At 57.2% G+C, this 15,895-nt stretch carries 14 protein-coding genes; 8 read left to right on the forward strand and 6 right to left on the reverse strand.

Going from position 1 to position 15,895, the window contains the following annotated elements; genetic code table 11:
* The first annotated feature begins 155 nt into the window (after positions 1–155).
* From BIND_RS03995 to BIND_RS04005, 3 genes are all read left to right on the forward strand, one after another.
* Entirely contained in the window at positions 156–998 is an 843-nt protein-coding gene (locus BIND_RS03995; protein ID WP_041778424.1) for a DUF6502 family protein, read from the forward strand.
* The gene (locus tag BIND_RS21590; protein ID WP_050763900.1) at positions 995–2,413 is read left to right on the forward strand and encodes a DUF5666 domain-containing protein; all 1,419 of its coding nucleotides are present in this window, start codon (positions 995–997) and stop codon (positions 2,411–2,413) included. The genes BIND_RS03995 and BIND_RS21590 overlap by 4 nt, the downstream gene beginning before the upstream one ends.
* Before the next feature lie 343 nt (positions 2,414–2,756).
* A complete protein-coding gene (locus tag BIND_RS04005) occupies positions 2,757–3,236 on the forward strand; it encodes a hypothetical protein (RefSeq protein ID WP_041777912.1) in 480 nt (159 codons plus the stop codon).
* Between the two features lie 72 nt (positions 3,237–3,308).
* On the opposite strand, the gene BIND_RS04010 is transcribed toward BIND_RS04005, so the two are convergent.
* Positions 3,309–5,660 carry an ATP-dependent helicase gene (locus tag BIND_RS04010; protein WP_041777913.1) on the reverse strand — a complete coding sequence of 784 codons (2,352 nt, stop codon included), beginning with the start codon at positions 5,658–5,660 and terminating at the stop codon, positions 3,309–3,311.
* A 207-nt stretch (positions 5,661–5,867) separates the two neighbouring features.
* Here BIND_RS04010 and BIND_RS04015 point away from each other — a divergent pair, with 207 nt between their 5' ends.
* On the forward strand, positions 5,868–6,815 hold the full coding sequence (locus BIND_RS04015) for an aldo/keto reductase (protein WP_012383795.1): 948 nt from the start codon (positions 5,868–5,870) through the stop codon (positions 6,813–6,815).
* 1,027 nt (positions 6,816–7,842) lie between these two features.
* Here BIND_RS04015 and BIND_RS04020 read toward each other — a convergent pair.
* Both BIND_RS04020 and BIND_RS04025 read right to left on the reverse strand, forming a co-directional pair.
* Positions 7,843–8,103, reverse strand: a complete 261-nt coding sequence (locus BIND_RS04020; RefSeq protein ID WP_012383797.1) for a hypothetical protein — start codon at positions 8,101–8,103, stop codon at positions 7,843–7,845.
* Positions 8,104–8,193: 90 nt separating this feature from the next.
* Entirely contained in the window at positions 8,194–9,111 is a 918-nt protein-coding gene (locus tag BIND_RS04025; RefSeq protein WP_041777914.1) for a LysR family transcriptional regulator, read from the reverse strand.
* A 119-nt stretch (positions 9,112–9,230) separates the two neighbouring features.
* Between BIND_RS04025 and BIND_RS04030 the strand changes: the two genes are divergently transcribed.
* Positions 9,231–10,286, forward strand: a complete 1,056-nt coding sequence (locus BIND_RS04030; protein WP_012383799.1) for an SDR family oxidoreductase — start codon at positions 9,231–9,233, stop codon at positions 10,284–10,286.
* A gap of 27 nt (positions 10,287–10,313) precedes the next feature.
* Here the strand turns inward: BIND_RS04030 and BIND_RS04035 are convergent, their stop codons facing one another.
* From BIND_RS04035 to BIND_RS04045, 3 genes are all read right to left on the reverse strand, one after another.
* A complete protein-coding gene (locus BIND_RS04035; protein WP_012383800.1) occupies positions 10,314–10,523 on the reverse strand; it encodes a hypothetical protein in 210 nt (69 codons plus the stop codon).
* Between the two features lie 49 nt (positions 10,524–10,572).
* A complete protein-coding gene (locus BIND_RS04040; RefSeq protein ID WP_012383801.1) occupies positions 10,573–10,980 on the reverse strand; it encodes a hypothetical protein in 408 nt (135 codons plus the stop codon).
* A gap of 401 nt (positions 10,981–11,381) precedes the next feature.
* Positions 11,382–12,686, reverse strand: coding sequence for a UDP-glucose dehydrogenase family protein (locus BIND_RS04045; RefSeq protein WP_012383802.1), 1,305 nt, complete (start codon positions 12,684–12,686; stop codon positions 11,382–11,384).
* A gap of 555 nt (positions 12,687–13,241) precedes the next feature.
* Between BIND_RS04045 and BIND_RS04050 the strand changes: the two genes are divergently transcribed.
* The 3 genes from BIND_RS04050 (at position 13,242) to BIND_RS04060 (ending at position 15,890) form a co-directional block, all read left to right on the forward strand.
* On the forward strand, positions 13,242–14,276 hold the full coding sequence (locus BIND_RS04050; protein ID WP_012383803.1) for an NAD-dependent epimerase: 1,035 nt from the start codon (positions 13,242–13,244) through the stop codon (positions 14,274–14,276).
* A 138-nt stretch (positions 14,277–14,414) separates the two neighbouring features.
* Positions 14,415–15,395 carry a S1C family serine protease gene (locus BIND_RS04055; protein WP_012383804.1) on the forward strand — a complete coding sequence of 327 codons (981 nt, stop codon included), beginning with the start codon at positions 14,415–14,417 and terminating at the stop codon, positions 15,393–15,395.
* A gap of 123 nt (positions 15,396–15,518) precedes the next feature.
* Positions 15,519–15,890 carry a hypothetical protein gene (locus BIND_RS04060; RefSeq protein ID WP_012383805.1) on the forward strand — a complete coding sequence of 124 codons (372 nt, stop codon included), beginning with the start codon at positions 15,519–15,521 and terminating at the stop codon, positions 15,888–15,890.
* The last annotated feature ends 5 nt before the right edge of the window (positions 15,891–15,895 follow it).

Consider the following 15,895-nt stretch of genomic DNA (forward strand, 5'->3'; position numbering starts at 1 on the left):
AGCCTGAACCTGAAACGCCGTGGCTTTCTGGCCAGATGCTCTCTGTTCAAATAATATGTGATCCAATCTTAAGAAATTTTAGCGTGGGATAGTATCCCACTTCATTGAGATTTTTGGCCATTCTTGTGGCCTTTGGAACGATTGATGGTGCCGGCTTGGCTCGATCCGAAGACACGTCTGTTGATGCTTTGCAATTGCATGGACCGCTCGCGCGGCTGTTGCGGCCGCTCGTGCGCTTGTTCATTCGGACCGGGATGACCTTTCCCGCCTTGAGCCAGCTTCTGCGTGAGCTTTACATCAATGTCGCCGAATATGATTTTGCTCTGCCGGACAAAGCGCAGACCGATAGCCGGGTCAGCCTGCTGACTGGCATTCACCGCAAGGAAGTGAGCCGGTTGCGGGGCGCGGGTGCGCCCGTCAATGTCGTGCCCGCCGCACTTTCTCGCACCAGTCGCATCATCGCTTATTGGCTCGCCGCGCCGGATTATACCGATACCACAGGTGCGCCATTGCCGCTGCCACGCGCCGGTGAGGCGCCCTCCTTCGAGGCTCTGGTCAGCACCCTGACTAAGGATGTGCGCGCCCGCGCCGTGCTGGACGAATGGCTCGACCGTAAGCTCGTGAGCCTTGACGAGGAGGGCCGTATCAGGCTTGAGGAAAAAGCCTTCGTGCCGCAGAACGGCAGCGAGCAGCAGCTCTATTATTTCGGGCGCAATCTGCATGATCATATTGCCGCAGCCGTCGAGAATGTTCTGGGACAAGCGCCGGCCTTTTTCGAACGCGCCGTGCATTATGATGATCTGTCCGGCCCGCTTGCCGCGAAGCTGGAGACGCGCTCGCGCGATCTCGCCATGAATGTCTTGCAGGAAGCCAATCGCGAGGCTCATAGCGCTTGTGAAACGGATGCGGGCGGCGACTGGCGCTGGATTTTTGGCATTTATGTCTATCGCGAGCAGATGAAGCCTGCGGACAAGGACATTGGAAAGGATGCGTCTTGAGGACGCTGCTTTCCATGACCCGCCGCGACTGGTTGAAACGCCTGGCGAAAGGAGCGATCGCGCTCGTTGCCATGCGGGGAAGAGGTTTGGCCGATCCGCGCGACCAAGGGATCGGCGGGACTGGCGTTACGCCGCAAACCCCAGAAGGCACAGGGCAGGGCAACGGTTCCGGTCCGCTCGGAGACCGGGGCATTGGCGGCACAGGCGTCATTGGCACGATCCGCCGGTTTGGCAGCATTTATGTGAATGATCTGCGCATCGCCTACCCTGACACTGTGAAAGTGCGAATCGATGGCGTTCCTGCAAGCCCGGCTGATCTCAAGCTCGGGCAGGTAGTCCGCACCGTGGCCCATAGCCAGGACGGCGGTTTTGCGACCAATGCCATTGATGTCACGAGCGAGGTGGTCGGTCCTGTCGAAAAGATCGCCAAGAACAAGACCATGGTTGTTTTGGGTCAGAAAGTCTCGACGGCGAGTCTGCGGGGATCGCCAAGCTGGCGCCTTGGCGATCAGGTCGCGGTCAGTGGCCTGCGGCGTCCGGACGGGACGATCATTGCGAGCCTGATCGAGCACCGTTCCGCCGGCATGACCAAGGTGGCAGGCCCTGTTTCAACGGGAGCGGATGGCGGCATCAGAATCGGAGGCTTGCGCCTTGCGGGCGTCGATCCGGGCTTGATCGGACGCCGTGCCGTTCTGGAGGGCCAGATGGCTGGCGAGACCTATGATGTCCGGCGCGGCGCGGCCGAGGCCACATTATTCGAGACGCGGCCATCGCAACTTTCGCTCGAAACTTATGTGGAGCATGCCAAAGGAGGCAGCTTGCGTTTCGGCTCCGGCTGGGATCTCGCAGGGGGGCAAGGGCTCACCTTGCCGCAAGGCCAGGGTCCACAACGCGCCGTGATTTCGACTCGCCTCGATCAAAACGGGCAAGCCGTGATCGAATCGATCCGCCCGCTTTCACGCGATGGAGCCGGGCAGGAACGGGGAGGTTTCAACCCGCATGAAGGACGGCCCGGGGAGAATGGCCGGGATTTCGGAGGCTTACGGCGTAGTGAGACGATGCCGGGCGGCCATGGAGGCCGCGAAGGGGGTGCGTCGGATCCACGCGATTGGGGCCGTGCGCCGAATGGAACGGGCCGGCCGGGCGGATTCCAGCGTTTTGATACGGGTCAGACACCTCATGAGAACGGCGGCTTTAGGCCCGGTTCCTCTATGCCGCATGAACCGCATGGAATGGGCGGCTCTGGCGAAGGATTTGGAGGCGGGTTCGGTCATGGTGGCTTTGATGGCCATGGTGGGGGACAAGGCGGATTTGGCGGACCAGGGGGGCCAGCGGGCGGCCCCGGCGGAATGCCGGGAGGAATACCTGGAGGAATGCCAGGGGGAATGAATGACCCGGGTGGATTCAGGCGCTGATGGGATAGAGCGTTTGTCCGCATGAGCATTCGCGAACCGCTTGCCTGAACAAAAATGCGTGTCTTAAGTGAACTTTCACCCATGCATGAGACTTGAGCGGCCATGCCGCCTTTCGAATACATCGGAAGGCGGCATGGCTACCTGTCAAAAGTCATTGATCCCGGTGACTTTATGTTTTTGGTCCTGTCGGATTTTCCGTGCTAAAGTTTCCACTGGATCATGTTGACACTCTCCATGGTCAAGGAGTCCCATTGGGCGTGTACCGATTCAATAGACTCTTCGATAACGCCTATGTGTCTTTAGGACAGGCCTCTGGTCATTCGCCTCTCCTTAAAAAACATGTATGCTCTTCGCGCAGGACATCCTCTCACTGCACCAAACAGATCATTGTTGCCTTGGCCTTCATGGCCAGATCATGAACAATGGAAGAAAAGTCAGGAAGAGTGAAATGACAATGACGTCTCCAATCTTCGGCATGGTTGTTGTGGCGGGCGCGCTCGTGTGCCTCGGCCCTCAACAGGCAGCGGCGCAATCGGCAGCATGTGTCAACATGCAGACCGGTGCGGGCTATATCGCGAAGATGAGGATCAATTCCCCGCATTATGTCAGTGAATGGAGCCAGGATTTCATTGTTGGCGAACATAAGTGTCAAACGCTTGCGCCGATCCCGAACGGAGCACCATTTATCGTTGAGGTGACATCCACGGGCGCTGACATCAAGACATGCGCTCCCCCGTTGAAGCGGCTCCGAAAGAATGAAACGCCGATCACCTTCCTGGCCTCAGGGATAACGGGTGATGTCGATTGTCGACTGCCGGATTAGACAAAGAACAACGTCCTGACTCTGGATGCGTCGCATACAGAGTCAGGATATGATTTGGAGAGCCGAGCCCTTTCAACCCGCTTGTAAAAAGCTTTCGAGCACCATTTTGCGTCCGGCCTTGTCGAAATCGACAGTGACTTTATTGCCATCGATTGCAGCGACAGTGCCGGGACCGAATTTGGAATGAAAGACTCGCGCGCCTTGCGCAAAACTTGATCCGGCGCTCGATTTCGCGACGAGTTCCCCCTCGATCTGCAAAGGGCCACGCCGCGCATTCTTTTGCTTGAAAGCCTCTTGTCCCCCGCCGGTTTGCCCGCTGCTTCCGCGCTGTTTGCTCTCCTGATGCCGCTGCGCTCTTTGCCAGCCCGGCGTCGAATAGGAGGAGCCATAGGAATCCATATTGGCAAAGCGCGATTGCGCATAGCCGCCATAGGCGGTGCCGGATGCTGCTTCCCGCACCTCGACATTTTCCGCCGGTAATTCATCGAGAAAACGTGAGGGGATCGTCGTCTGCCAAAGGCCGTGAATGCGCCGGTTGGTGGCGAAATAAAGATGCAGCCGCCGCTTGGCTCTGGTAATGCCGACATAGGCGAGGCGGCGTTCCTCCTCGAGCCCGGCGCGGCCTGATTCATCCAGCGAGCGTTGGTGCGGAAACAAGCCTTCCTCCCAGCCAGGCAGAAAGACAGTCTCGAATTCGAGACCCTTGGCGGCATGCAGGGTCATGATGGAGACACGCGGCCCGCCAGCCTGGTTCTCAGCATCCATGACCAAAGAAATATGTTCGAGGAAGGAGCCGAGATCGGGAAATTCCTCCATCGAGCGGACGAGTTCCTTGAGGTTTTCGAGCCTGCCCGCCGCTTCCGCTGTGCGGTCCTTCTGCCACATGTCGGTATAGCCGGATTCCTCCAGGATCATTTCGGCGAGTTCGCCTTGTGGCTTGGCCTCGATGAGGCTGCGCCAGCGATTGAAATCCTCAAGAAGGCTCCGCAGGGTCTGGCGCTGCTTGGGCTTCAACTCCTCCGTTTCGACCATGATGGCTGCCATCTGCATGAGCGGAATACGCTCGCGCCGCGCGGCATCGTAGAGAAGCTGCAGGGTCGCATCGCCGAGGCCGCGTTTCGGCACGTTGAAAATGCGCTCGAAGGCGAGATCATCGGCCGGTTGCGCCACGCAGCGCAGATAAGCGAGCGCATCGCGGATTTCGGCGCGCTCATAAAAACGGGGGCCGCCGATGACGCGATAGGGCAGGCCGAGGGTAATGAAACGTTCCTCGAATTCGCGCATCTGGAACGAAGCGCGCACCAGAATGGCGATCTCGTCAAGCCCCTCGCCCTGGCGTTGTAATTGTTCGATCTCCTCACCGATGGATCGGGCTTCCTCCTCCGAATCCCAAACGCCCGTCACGGCGGGTTTCAGGCCCGGCGCGTCATCGGTGAAGAGGGTTTTGCCCAGCCTTCCGTCATTATGGGCGATAAGGCGCGCGGCCGTGCCGAGAATATGGCCTGTCGAACGGTAATTGCGCTCCAGGCGAATGATCGTGGCGCCGGGGAAATCCGTCTCGAAACGCAGGATATTGTCCACATCGGCGCCGCGCCAGCCATAGATCGATTGATCGTCATCGCCGACGCAGCAGACATTATGGCGCCCCTGCGCCAGCAGCCGCAGCCAGAGATATTGGACGCTATTGGTGTCCTGATATTCATCGACCAACATATAGCGGAAACGGTCCTGATAAAGGCGCAGAACATCGGGATTGTCGCGCAGCAGCCGCAGGCTTTCGAGCAAAAGGTCACCGAAATCGGCGGCATTCAGGGTTTTGAGTCGTTCTTGATAATGGGCGTAGAGATCGGCCCCGCGCCCATTGGCAAAGGCGGCCGCTTCACCCGGCGGCACATGGGCGGGATCGAGCCCTCGATTCTTCCAGGCATCGATCTGATAACTCAAGGAGCGCGCCGGCCAGCGTTTCTCGTCGATATTGGCGGCTTGCAGCACCTGTTTCAAAAGCCGGATCTGGTCGTCCGTGTCGAGAATGGTGAATGTTGATTGCAGACCGACCAATTCGGCATGGCGTCGCAGGATTTTGGTGGAAATGGCGTGGAACGTACCGAGCCAGGGCATGCCCTCGGCCACCGGGCCAACGAGAGCCGCGACGCGCTCTTTCATTTCCCGCGCGGCCTTGTTGGTGAAGGTCACGGCGAGAATTTCATGCGCCCGTGCTCTTCCGGTCGCCAGAATATGAGCGATGCGGGTCGTGAGCACCCGCGTCTTGCCGGTGCCGGCGCCGGCCAGCACCAGAACGGGTCCTTCCAAAGCCTCCACGGCGCGGCGTTGTTCTGGGTTGAGGCCATCGAGATAGGCAAAATCTCCCCGCCGGGCACGCGCGCGATCGGCAATGCCGCCCGGTTTCGGCATGGGGGATTCCATGGACGAATCTAGAGGCACATCGTGATCATGACGGGAGGAAGGATCGGTCAAGGCGCGTTGGCCTCCTGAAAACCGGAACAAAAGGAGAATCGAAAGCTGAGATCATAAACTCTAAAGTTGCCGACGGCATCCCGAATATGCTGATTTATGCTGGGATAAAACCGCATGGCCTGAAACGACTCGGCCTGTCTGGACGTGGGGTGATCGATGGAAAAACGCAAACTCGGCCGTTCAGGCCTGGAAATCGCCCCGCTTGTCCTTGGCGGCAATGTGTTCCGTTGGACGGCCGATGCCAAGACCTCATATGCTCTGCTCGACACTTTCGTCGATCGCGGCTTCAATTGCGTCGATACGGCCGATGTCTATTCGATTTGGGTCGATGGCCATCAAGGGGGAGAATCCGAAGGCATTATCGGCGATTGGCTGCAACAGACCGGCAAGCGCAACAAAATCGTGATCGCGACCAAGGTCGGCGGCGATATGCGCGGGTTCGGCAAGGGGCTTTCGAAGGAGCATATTCTGCGTTCCGCCGAGGCTTCGTTGAAGCGTCTCAAGACGGATTACATCGATCTCTATCAGGCCCATTTCGATGATCCCGCGACACCGCTCGAAGAGACTCTGGAGGCTTTCGACAGTCTCGTGAAAAGCGGCAAGGTGCGGGCGATCGGGGCGTCGAATTATGTTGCCTCACGGCTCGATGAAGCCTTGAGCACTAGCCGCGCCAAGGGGTTCACGCCTTTCACCTGCCTGCAGCCGCATTACAATCTCGTCAATCGCTCCCTGTTCGAAGGCGCGTTGCAGGAGCTTTGCCTCGCCGAAGGATTGGGTGTCATTCCCTATTATGCCTTGGCGGCCGGTTTCCTCACCGGCAAATATCGCTCGACCAAGGATCTCGAAGGCAGTGCGCGGGCGGGTTCCGTCTATCATTATCTCGATCCGCGCGGCCTCGATATTCTGGCCGAGCTCGACAAGATCGCCGCGCGACTGAATGCCAGCGTGACGCAGATCTCACTTGCGTGGCTGCTTGCGCAAAAGGGTGTGACGGCGCCCATCGTGAGTGCGACGAGTTTGGCGCAGCTTGAGGATCTGATGTGGTCCGTGGACATCAAGCTCGATAAGGAAGCGTTGCGGCGGCTTGATCTTGTGAGTGCGTGAAGGGGCGTGCATACAGGGATATCGATGAACCCGTAGACAGCCGCCTGTTAGCGAGGATGTCACATCGCTCGAAGCCAAAGGCTATGCTCCGAGGAAACAAAGGGGGTGGTTGGCATTGACGCCGAGCGCATTGCTCTTGCCTGCTACAGGGTCATCTCGATGTCACCACCCCGTATAGGAAATACGCTTTTAGCACAGGGTTGGGACAGGAGCCCAGCCCCTGACCCGTTATGGCGAGACTGTGCCATAGCTCCGTCCGGATGGTGTCTTACAAGAGCAGCCACCATTTTGAACTGAGGAATGATAGAGGAGACAAGTCTTCGTCGGTGTCGTGCAATGGTTTCCTACGACGCCGATCGCCGCACTCCGTCCCGTCATGAGCGGCGAACCAGGTGTGCTCTCAGGTGCGGTAACCAAGGGCGTTCCAGGAGGATAGTACATGCCATGAGCAAAAGACAAAGGGCCAGAGCCAGGAGCTACATAGATAATATTTTCTTGAGCAGAAGCCATACCGCTGAACATTAATGCCCCGCCTAGCGCGGCAGCACCCATCAGTTTGCCAAGGTAGTCCATGTTATTGACTCCTTTTGAGTGGCGCGGGCTATGACAAGCCGCTTTCCGCAGACGGCTAAACTCAATTCCTGTTTAATTTCTTCATGCGGAAGTGCTTCAATCGGTCCGTGCCAAGATCTACACGTATAAAGCAATCTCTCAACTTCATGGGTCCTTCAGCGGTTCCAAGATTGACGATGGGATAGCCGGAATTCAACTCAGGTGAAGCTGACGTCCGTTCTCCGTGAAACAGCTTTAGAGTGTATGATGAACAAAACAGACGATGTTCAGTCTGCTCTGCTTGTTTGTTACACAGAGTCAATCGAATTTGTCGCGAATACAAAGAGTCGCCAGTATGGCTTTATTGGCTCCTTTCTCAAGTTTTTGTAGAAAAAGCGTGAGATTGCCCAACAGCATTCTACCTGACCGTTGCTATAATCTTGAGCCTGTCTTCTTTGTCGCTGTGACGACCGGATCATTGACCGCAATTGCTGCAAATGCTCTTATCAATAGCATCATCTTGACGTTCAATTCGCTGGTCGAGCTTGGTTGGGCCGCCGCTTTGCGATTCGCCGGGATGTGCAACCGTCTCGCCAGTTGGGGTTAAATAGGGCGCGTTGAGCAGGTGATCCCCCGGTGGGGGAGAGGCTTGGTCAGCCACCGTCTGGGCTTGACTATGTGTGCCGCTCATCAATGTTCCAAGAATGATCAGGGCACTCAAGAAAAGCTTATTCATCCTCTTGCCTCCTCGCAAATGAAGGCAAACGCCACAAACTTCAGGAAGTTGCAGTCGGGCTCCCGCTATACCCCTGCCGAATGCGTGGCTTCACCGATACGCATCGGCAGAGTCAGGCTGTAGAGCGTCCACTTCCCGGCGTAAGCGTTCAATCAAATAATCAACGCAGAGCCTCACCCGGGCAGCGGCATAGCGGCTGTGAGGATAGACGGCGTGGATCGGCGTCATTGGCAAGGGGAAGTTGGGCAAAACAATTTCCAGGCGCCCGGCTATGACATCATCGCGAACGTCCCACATTGATTTAAGAACGAGACCTGCGCCTTGAAGAGCCCAGCTCTGGGCAAGAGCACCATGATTGCTGGCGAGTGTGCCCCGCACCTTGATTGTGCGCCCATCTGCGAACGTCCAATGATCCATGGGTGGGCGGCCGTGTATGATGCAATCGTGTTGCGCGAGATCCTCAATTGTGTGCGGCCGGCCACGCCGGGCGAGATAGGAGGGCGCGGCGCAGATGACACGATAATCCGGTGCGATCTGGCGAGCGATCAGGCTCGAATCGGAAAGACCACCGAGTCTTATCGCGAGATCGTAACCGGACTCGACGAGATTCATCACTGTATCGGACGCATCCAAATAAATTTGTAGGCGCGGATGGAGAGCTTGGAAATCATGCAGAAGCGGCGCGAGCCATCTTTGTCCGAAGGCTACCGGAGAGGTGAGGCGCAGAAGGCCAGTCGCCACATCGCGCCCTTGCGTGACCTCCTGCTCGGCCTCATCAAGATCGGCCAGGATGCGGGCGCAGCGGGCATGAAAAGCAGCCCCTTCTTCGGTAGGGGCTAGCGTGCGGGTGGTGCGGTTGATCAGGCGAACGCCAAGCCGCTCTTCCAAACGCGCCAGCCTGCGGCTGACGACCGCCAGAGAAAGATCGAGCTCTCGCGCGGCGCCAGACAGGCTGCCCGCCTCGATGATCCGCACAAACACCAGCATGTCGAGAAAGTCATGGCCCATATTCTTGCAAATATCACAACAGACCATCTTTCAAAGCGTCTATTCTTGTGACGCGCGATTGAGGTCATTCTCACTTCGCTTGTGAAGAGGGCAGGTGAGGCCCGAGAAGGAAGACTGAGATGAAGCCGGATATGAAACCGGGAGTGGCTCTTGTAGCGGGTGCTGGCGGGATTATTGGCCATGCCATGGCGCAGGAATTGACGCGCCAGGGATGGGTGGTTCGGGCGTTGGGGCGGCGGCCGGTCGATGGTTTCCCATCCATCGTGGCCGATTTGACCGATGGCACGACGCTTGAGGCCGCTTTGGCTCAGGCGGCCGAAACCACGCATGTCTTCTATGCGGCTCTCAGCCCGGATCCCAATCTTGCGACAGAAGCCGAACGCAATGCCGGGATGCTTGGCCGTCTGCTCGATGGTCTCGAATCTGTCCGCGCACCGCTGGAACGGGTGGTGATCTATCAGGGATTCAAGATCTACGGCATTCATCTCGGCGCCAAAGTGCGCACGCCGGCCCGGGAAAATGATCCGATCCATATGCCGCCCAATCTTTATCTCGCACAGGAAGCGCAATTGCGCGCTCGTGCCGAAAAAAGCCGGTGGGATTATGTGGCTTTGCGGCCTGATGTCGTCGTTGGTGACATCTGGGGTAATCCGATGAATATCGCTCTTGTCGTCGGCGTTTTCGCGGAAATCTCGCGAGCGCTGGGCGTACCGTTTCGTTTCCCAGGGACTGACAAGGCTTTTGGACAGCTCGTGCAATTCACCGATGCCGATCTTCTGGCTCGTGCGAGCCTATGGGCCGCGACCAGCAACAAGGCCGGCGGCGAGGCTTTCAATGTCACTAATGGTGATATCTTCCGTTGGGAGCGTATGTGGGAGGATGTTGCTCGCCATTTTGGATTGGAAACCGCGCCGCCGATTCCCCTGACGCTGAGCCGTCACATGGCGGATAAGGGACCGCTCTGGCAGGATATTGCGGCAGCGCATGATCTTGTTGAATCCGACTTGTCCAGGCTGGTCGGTTGGGGTTTTGGGGACTTCATTTTCCATACCGAGACCGATGTGATCTCGGACGTCAACAAGATCTATGCGTATGGTTTTACGGAACGCATGGATTCGACACAGTCTCTTCTCGGTGCGCTCTCCAAACTCAAGGAAAAACGGGTTCTTCCCTGACGCCTGGCGATCTCACGGCAACGGTTATCAAACCACGGCTTCCCGATCCGCCGTGGTTTCCTTCCAGTTCAGGATGATGTCATCCTGCTCCCGTTCTGTCAGACGATTGAAGCAATCGAGCGCATAGAGGGTCGCTTGCTGCGCCGAAATGCGTTTTGTCATTCCGGTGAGATCGACATTCTTGTAGGTGGCTGTCCGCTCGGCTTGCGCGAGAATATAATGAATCAATGTATCCATTGTCGGGAAGCTTTTACTCACTGATGAAGGCGAAGGCGGCTAAACCTGCTCAGGACTGATCCGTGATCATGTCAGGTGCGGGCAGATATACGAGCCGGCGTTCCACGAAACGCATCCAGCGGCCGTAGAGGATCAGCGCATTGACATTGATGAGGCTCGTATTGCCGCCGACGGAAATCCTCCCGTGCCGCGCGGTTTTCGTCGCAAGCAGTTTCCTGGCCGTGGCGATCAAGCCTTGCGCATCGGCTCGCGAGAGATCCTTTTGAATAAGCTCCAGCAAGAGCGGATTGTTGATGAAAGCCTCGGCTCTTTTCTTCGCGGCGATCCGCGCCGAGCAGCGGGCTTGACTCTGGACTCGTTCGAGGCGTTCGCGCGCGGCAGGCCGTGGGCCGAGCTGCTCGTCAAATTCGCTGATGACCGCATTGATGTCCGTAAAAAACGTATCTCGCTCGAGCATGGGGGCTGTCGTTCCAATCGCAAAAGATGAACGATAGTCCCCATTATGGGTATGTCAGTCAATCCGCTCTCGTTATATATTTTAATTTCATTTCATGGATCGGTCAAAAATACCGCCTGATAATTTGCTTAAAAAGCCCGTTTATGGCGTTTAACGAGAGCGTTGTTGCGAATTCTGTCGGCTCCGATGCTCATCCATTCAATGCTAGAGCATCGGATTTTCAAATTGAGTCCTATCCGATGCTCTATCTTTTTGAAGACACATCAGATTAGTCCCAAAAGCGGCTCCCACTTTTGGGACTGATGTTCTAGGAGAGGCTTGGCTCGTCTGGGATCAATGAACCCAAATTGGGTTGATGTCCGCAGGAATCGCTTCAAAAGCATGACGCTATGGCGTCGTGCTCAGGACCGTCCGATGCTGGCATAGGTGAAGGACTGGCGCCTGACTTCCGCGGGGTCGTAGATATTGCGCAGATCGATCAGGATAGGCTTGGTCAGGAGACCGGTCAGGCGTGGCAGGTCGAGGGCGCGGAATTCGTCCCATTCCGTGACGATCACCAAAGCGTCGGCGCCGGTGCTGCACTCATAGGGGTCTTTCGTATAGGTGATATTGTTGAGGACGAGCTTGGCCTGCTCCTCGCCTTCCGGATCATAGGCCCTGATCAATGCGCCATGGTCTTGCAAGGCGGTGATGATGGAAATGGCGGGCGAATCCCGCATATCATCGGTATTCGGTTTAAAGGTCAGGCCCAGCACGGCGATGGTTTTGCCGCGCACCGAGCCATCACAGGCCGCGAGCACCTTGCGCGCCATGGCCCTTTTGCGCTGATCATTGACGGCGCTGACGGTTTCCACGATGCGGATCGGCGCGCCATAATCCTGCGCCGTCTTGATCAGAGCTTGCGTATCCTTGGGGAAGCAGGAGCCGCCATACCCTGGCCCCGCATGCAGGAATTTTCCGCCGATACGCTTGTCGAGCCCGATGCCGCGCGCGACATCCTGGACATTGGCGCCAACTTTTTCGCAAAGATCAGCGACCTCGTTGATGAAGGTGATCTTGGTCGCGAGAAAGGCATTGGCCGCATATTTGGTGAGTTCGGACGTGCGGCGGCTGGTGAAGACGAAGGGCGCCTGGTTGAGATAGAGCGGCCGGTAGATTTCAGTCATCACCGCCTCGGCGCGCTTGTCCTCTACGCCAAGAACGATGCGATCGGGCCGTTTGAAATCCTCGATGGCCGCGCCTTCACGCAGAAATTCCGGATTGGAGACGACCGCTATATCGGCGTCGGGACGCACTTCTTTGATGATGCGTTCGACTTCGTCACCGGTCCCGACCGGCACGGTGGATTTGGTGACGACGACGGTAAAGCCCTCAAGGGCCCCGGCAATGTCGCGGGCCACCTGATAGACATAGGACAGATCGGCATGGCCATCGCCGCGCCGCGAAGGTGTGCCGACCGCGATGAACACGGCCTCCGCCTCGCGGACGGCGGTTTTCAATTCGGTGGAAAAGAACAGGCGCTTTTGGCGGACATTATTGGCGACGAGTTCCGCGAGGCCCGGTTCGTAGATCGGCATCTTGCCGGCATTGAGCGAAGCAATCTTGCTTGCATCATTATCGACACAGGACACGATGTGCCCGAAATCCGAGAAACACGCGCCAGAGACAAGACCGACATATCCAGAACCCACCACCGCTATACGCATGTTTGTCCCCAAGGCCGAGCTGAAGTGACCAGTCTTCTGTAAGGATCGGAAAATCGATCAGCCGCGACGTCGAGAGAAGATCCAAAAGAGGATTTTCAGAGGCGATCATCGCTTTTTATAAATGTGGAGCCTGAAGTCGCCGGGTTGAACCCGCCATGGCCTCCCGATGAATGCTCCGATTCGATTCCGCTAAGGCCAGAATTTATGAAATATTTTCAGAGGATTGTCATCCATGAACAAGGCGCAGGCTTGTTCATGGAAGATACGGCATTTTCATGATCTTCACCATTTTTATGATCTTCACGAGGAGGCTCGATGGGTGGCCACCACGTCGAGCACAACTGGCGCGCCCACGAAAGTCGTGTATGGTCCCGCCCTTCCAGCCGTTTAGAGCCTTTTTGAGCGAGTTCTGTTAGCTTTGCGCCAAGAAAATACGTTAAATTCTAGAGGATTAAACCGAAAGTCGATGTTTTTGGATAAACGCGAGCCGTTGTCAAAAAGCTGGAGCGAGGGACAATCCATCATGGCGCTTTCTCTCACTGGGGGCAGGCCATTATGAATGATGAGCAAGCGCTGATCCTTGTGACCGGTGTCGCGGGTTTCATCGGGTCTTTCCTAGCCGCGCGGCTTCTCGATGAGAATCGGGAAGTGGTCGGAATCGACAATATGAATGCCTATTATGATCCGGCTTTGAAACGGGCGCGCCTCGCACAACTCTCGTCGCGTGCGGGCTTTCGGTTTCTTGAAGGCGATCTCGTCGATACGGATTTCATGCGCGCCGCGTTCACCGAGACGCGGCCCAAAATCGTCGTCAATCTCGCGGCGCAGGCGGGGGTGCGTTATTCACTCGAAAACCCGCGTTCCTATGTCGATTCCAATATTGTCGGCTTTCTCAATATTCTGGAAAATTGCCGTGCGATGGGAGTCGAGCATCTGGTCTATGCCTCGTCGAGTTCTGTCTATGGCGCCAACCCGACCATGCCCTTTTCCACGCGGGACAATGTCGATCATCCCGTAAGCCTTTATGCTGCCTCGAAAAAGGCTAATGAGTTGATGGCGCATTCTTATGCGCATCTCTATGGGCTGCCTGTGACGGGCCTTCGGTTTTTTACCGTCTATGGCCCGTGGGGACGCCCTGACATGGCCTATTTCATCTTCACGCGGAAAATTCTCGCTGGCGAACCGATCGATGTGTTTAATCACGGCGATCTCTCGCGTGATTTCACTTATATCGACGATATCGTCGATGGCGTGCGCAAAGTCATGGATCACGTGCCGAAAGGCGATCCGAATTGGGCGACCAATGGGGCTTCACCGGCGACCAGCACCGCGCCCTACCAGCTTTATAATATTGGCAATAACCGGCCGGAACGCCTGCTGGATATGATCGAAACCCTTGAGACCCTGTTGGGCCGTAAGGCGGAAAAACGTTTTCTGCCCCTCCAACCGGGTGATGTCCTTGCGACTTGGGCCGATATAGACGATCTCCAAAAGGATACGGGCTTTGCGCCGAAAACCACGCTTGCTCAGGGCCTTTCGCATTTTGTTGATTGGTATCGCGATTTCTACAAGATCGCCGGCAAGAGTTAGGGCATGATGGGCGGATGCAGCCGTCAGAAAAAATCAGCCGACAGGAACGCGGCGTGCAGATAGAGTCTAGAATCGAGAAAAGCGCCCAGGATCACAACGGCGGATGATCAATGGGCCGGTTCGATGGGGAGAGACCTCATGGTGCTCAAGGACGAAGACTGGAAAATTCCACCCGAGGCCCAGCCCAAACAAGGCAATTTTCGTTTCGATCTCGAACAGACGATGAGTTCCATCGTCTCGATACGCTCACGTGTGCCGGCCGATGCCTTTACCGCCGGTATTTTGGGGACGGAACGGTCCGGCAATGGCGTGCTGATCGACGCCGATGGTATTGTCCTGACGATCGGCTATCTCGTGACCGAAGCCGAGGAAGTCTGGCTCACCACCAATGACGGTGTGGTCGTTGCCGGCCATGTGCTCGGCATTGATCCCGCGACGGGTTTCGCCCTTGTGCAAGCGCTCGGCCGGCTGGAATTGCCCGTTATGCCGCTTGGGGAATCGCACAGCACAAGGGTCGGCGAGAGGGTGATCATTGGTGGCGCTGGCGGTGTCGCGCATGCGCTCATCGCCCATATTGTCGCCAAACAGGAATTTGCCGGCTATTGGGAATATGTCCTCGACGAGGCTTTGTTCACTGCTCCGGCGCATCCCGATTGGGGCGGCGCGGCCATGATCAGCGTGACCGGCAAGCTGCTCGGCATCGGCTCCCTGCAAGTGCCGCATCAGGTTCATGGCGAACAGGTGCTGCAGCTCAATATGATGGTGCCGATCGATTTATTGGGACCGATCTACGCGGATCTGCGGATGTATGGTCGTCCCAATCGGCCACCGCGTCCTTGGCTCGGCCTGTTTGCCGCCGAGGATCATGACAGGATCGTGGTCATTGGCTTTGCCGGTAATGGTCCAGCCAAGCGCGCGGGACTGAACGAGGGGGATACGATCCTGGCTGTCGCTGGCCATCCGGTCTCGACGCTCGTCGATTTGTTTCGGCATATCTGGGCCCTGGGGGCCGCCGGATGCGATGTTCCGCTCACGCTTGAACGGGAAGGGGATGTGTTTGAGGTTCATCTCACATCCGCCGATCGGGAGCGCTATCTGAAATCGGCTTCAATGCATTAGAATTTTAGCACTAGAATTTTGGGCATCATCCTTGCCTTATCGGCGAGGAGGACCACATCAGCTCTTTCATCCGTGCCGGAAGGCGAGGAGAGGCGCGCCACCGGCTCCATCATGGAGGCAAGTATGCGGCATTACGCTCCTTATTTGACGGCGGAAGCTTTGGGCATTGAGGCCTGGGAACGCGACGAATTGATCGCGCTCTGGCCGAAGCTGATGATGGAAGTAGCCCCCCTCGACATGCGCCGTGCCGCTTCCGACGGCGGAACAATCTGCTGCATCGGCGGGCATATCGCTCTTGCCCATGGCATTTCAGTTCTCGGCGCCCGGCGCTATGTGCAAAACGGCGGCGCGCTGACGCCTTTGTTCTTCCCTGATCTCACCGTCAATCACGCGCATCCGGGCTGGCGGGCCAAGGGGCCGCAGGCCGCGCGCGCCATCTTGAATTTCCTGACCACCGGCAAGCCCGATTGGGATGCCGTCATGGCCACCCGCTAAGGTTC

Origin of the sequence: Beijerinckia indica subsp. indica ATCC 9039, from assembly GCF_000019845.1 — a bacterium.
GTDB lineage: Bacteria > Pseudomonadota > Alphaproteobacteria > Rhizobiales > Beijerinckiaceae > Beijerinckia > Beijerinckia indica.

What these genes read in the sequence shown, in the direction of transcription:
- BIND_RS04005 (WP_041777912.1), top strand. Translation starts at nt 2,757, where the DNA reads ATGCTCTTCGCGCAGGACATCCTCTCACTGCACCAAACAGATCATTGT.
- BIND_RS04010 (WP_041777913.1), bottom strand. Translation starts at nt 5,660, where the DNA reads ATGGAATCCCCCATGCCGAAACCGGGCGGCATTGCCGATCGCGCGCGT.
- BIND_RS04015 (WP_012383795.1), top strand. Translation starts at nt 5,868, where the DNA reads ATGGAAAAACGCAAACTCGGCCGTTCAGGCCTGGAAATCGCCCCGCTT.
- BIND_RS04020 (WP_012383797.1), bottom strand. Translation starts at nt 8,103, where the DNA reads ATGAATAAGCTTTTCTTGAGTGCCCTGATCATTCTTGGAACATTGATG.
- BIND_RS04025 (WP_041777914.1), bottom strand. Translation starts at nt 9,111, where the DNA reads ATGGGCCATGACTTTCTCGACATGCTGGTGTTTGTGCGGATCATCGAG.
- BIND_RS04030 (WP_012383799.1), top strand. Translation starts at nt 9,231, where the DNA reads ATGAAGCCGGATATGAAACCGGGAGTGGCTCTTGTAGCGGGTGCTGGC.
- BIND_RS04035 (WP_012383800.1), bottom strand. Translation starts at nt 10,523, where the DNA reads ATGGATACATTGATTCATTATATTCTCGCGCAAGCCGAGCGGACAGCC.
- BIND_RS04040 (WP_012383801.1), bottom strand. Translation starts at nt 10,980, where the DNA reads ATGCTCGAGCGAGATACGTTTTTTACGGACATCAATGCGGTCATCAGC.
- BIND_RS04045 (WP_012383802.1), bottom strand. Translation starts at nt 12,686, where the DNA reads ATGCGTATAGCGGTGGTGGGTTCTGGATATGTCGGTCTTGTCTCTGGC.
- BIND_RS04050 (WP_012383803.1), top strand. Translation starts at nt 13,242, where the DNA reads ATGAATGATGAGCAAGCGCTGATCCTTGTGACCGGTGTCGCGGGTTTC.
- BIND_RS04055 (WP_012383804.1), top strand. Translation starts at nt 14,415, where the DNA reads ATGGTGCTCAAGGACGAAGACTGGAAAATTCCACCCGAGGCCCAGCCC.
- BIND_RS04060 (WP_012383805.1), top strand. Translation starts at nt 15,519, where the DNA reads ATGCGGCATTACGCTCCTTATTTGACGGCGGAAGCTTTGGGCATTGAG.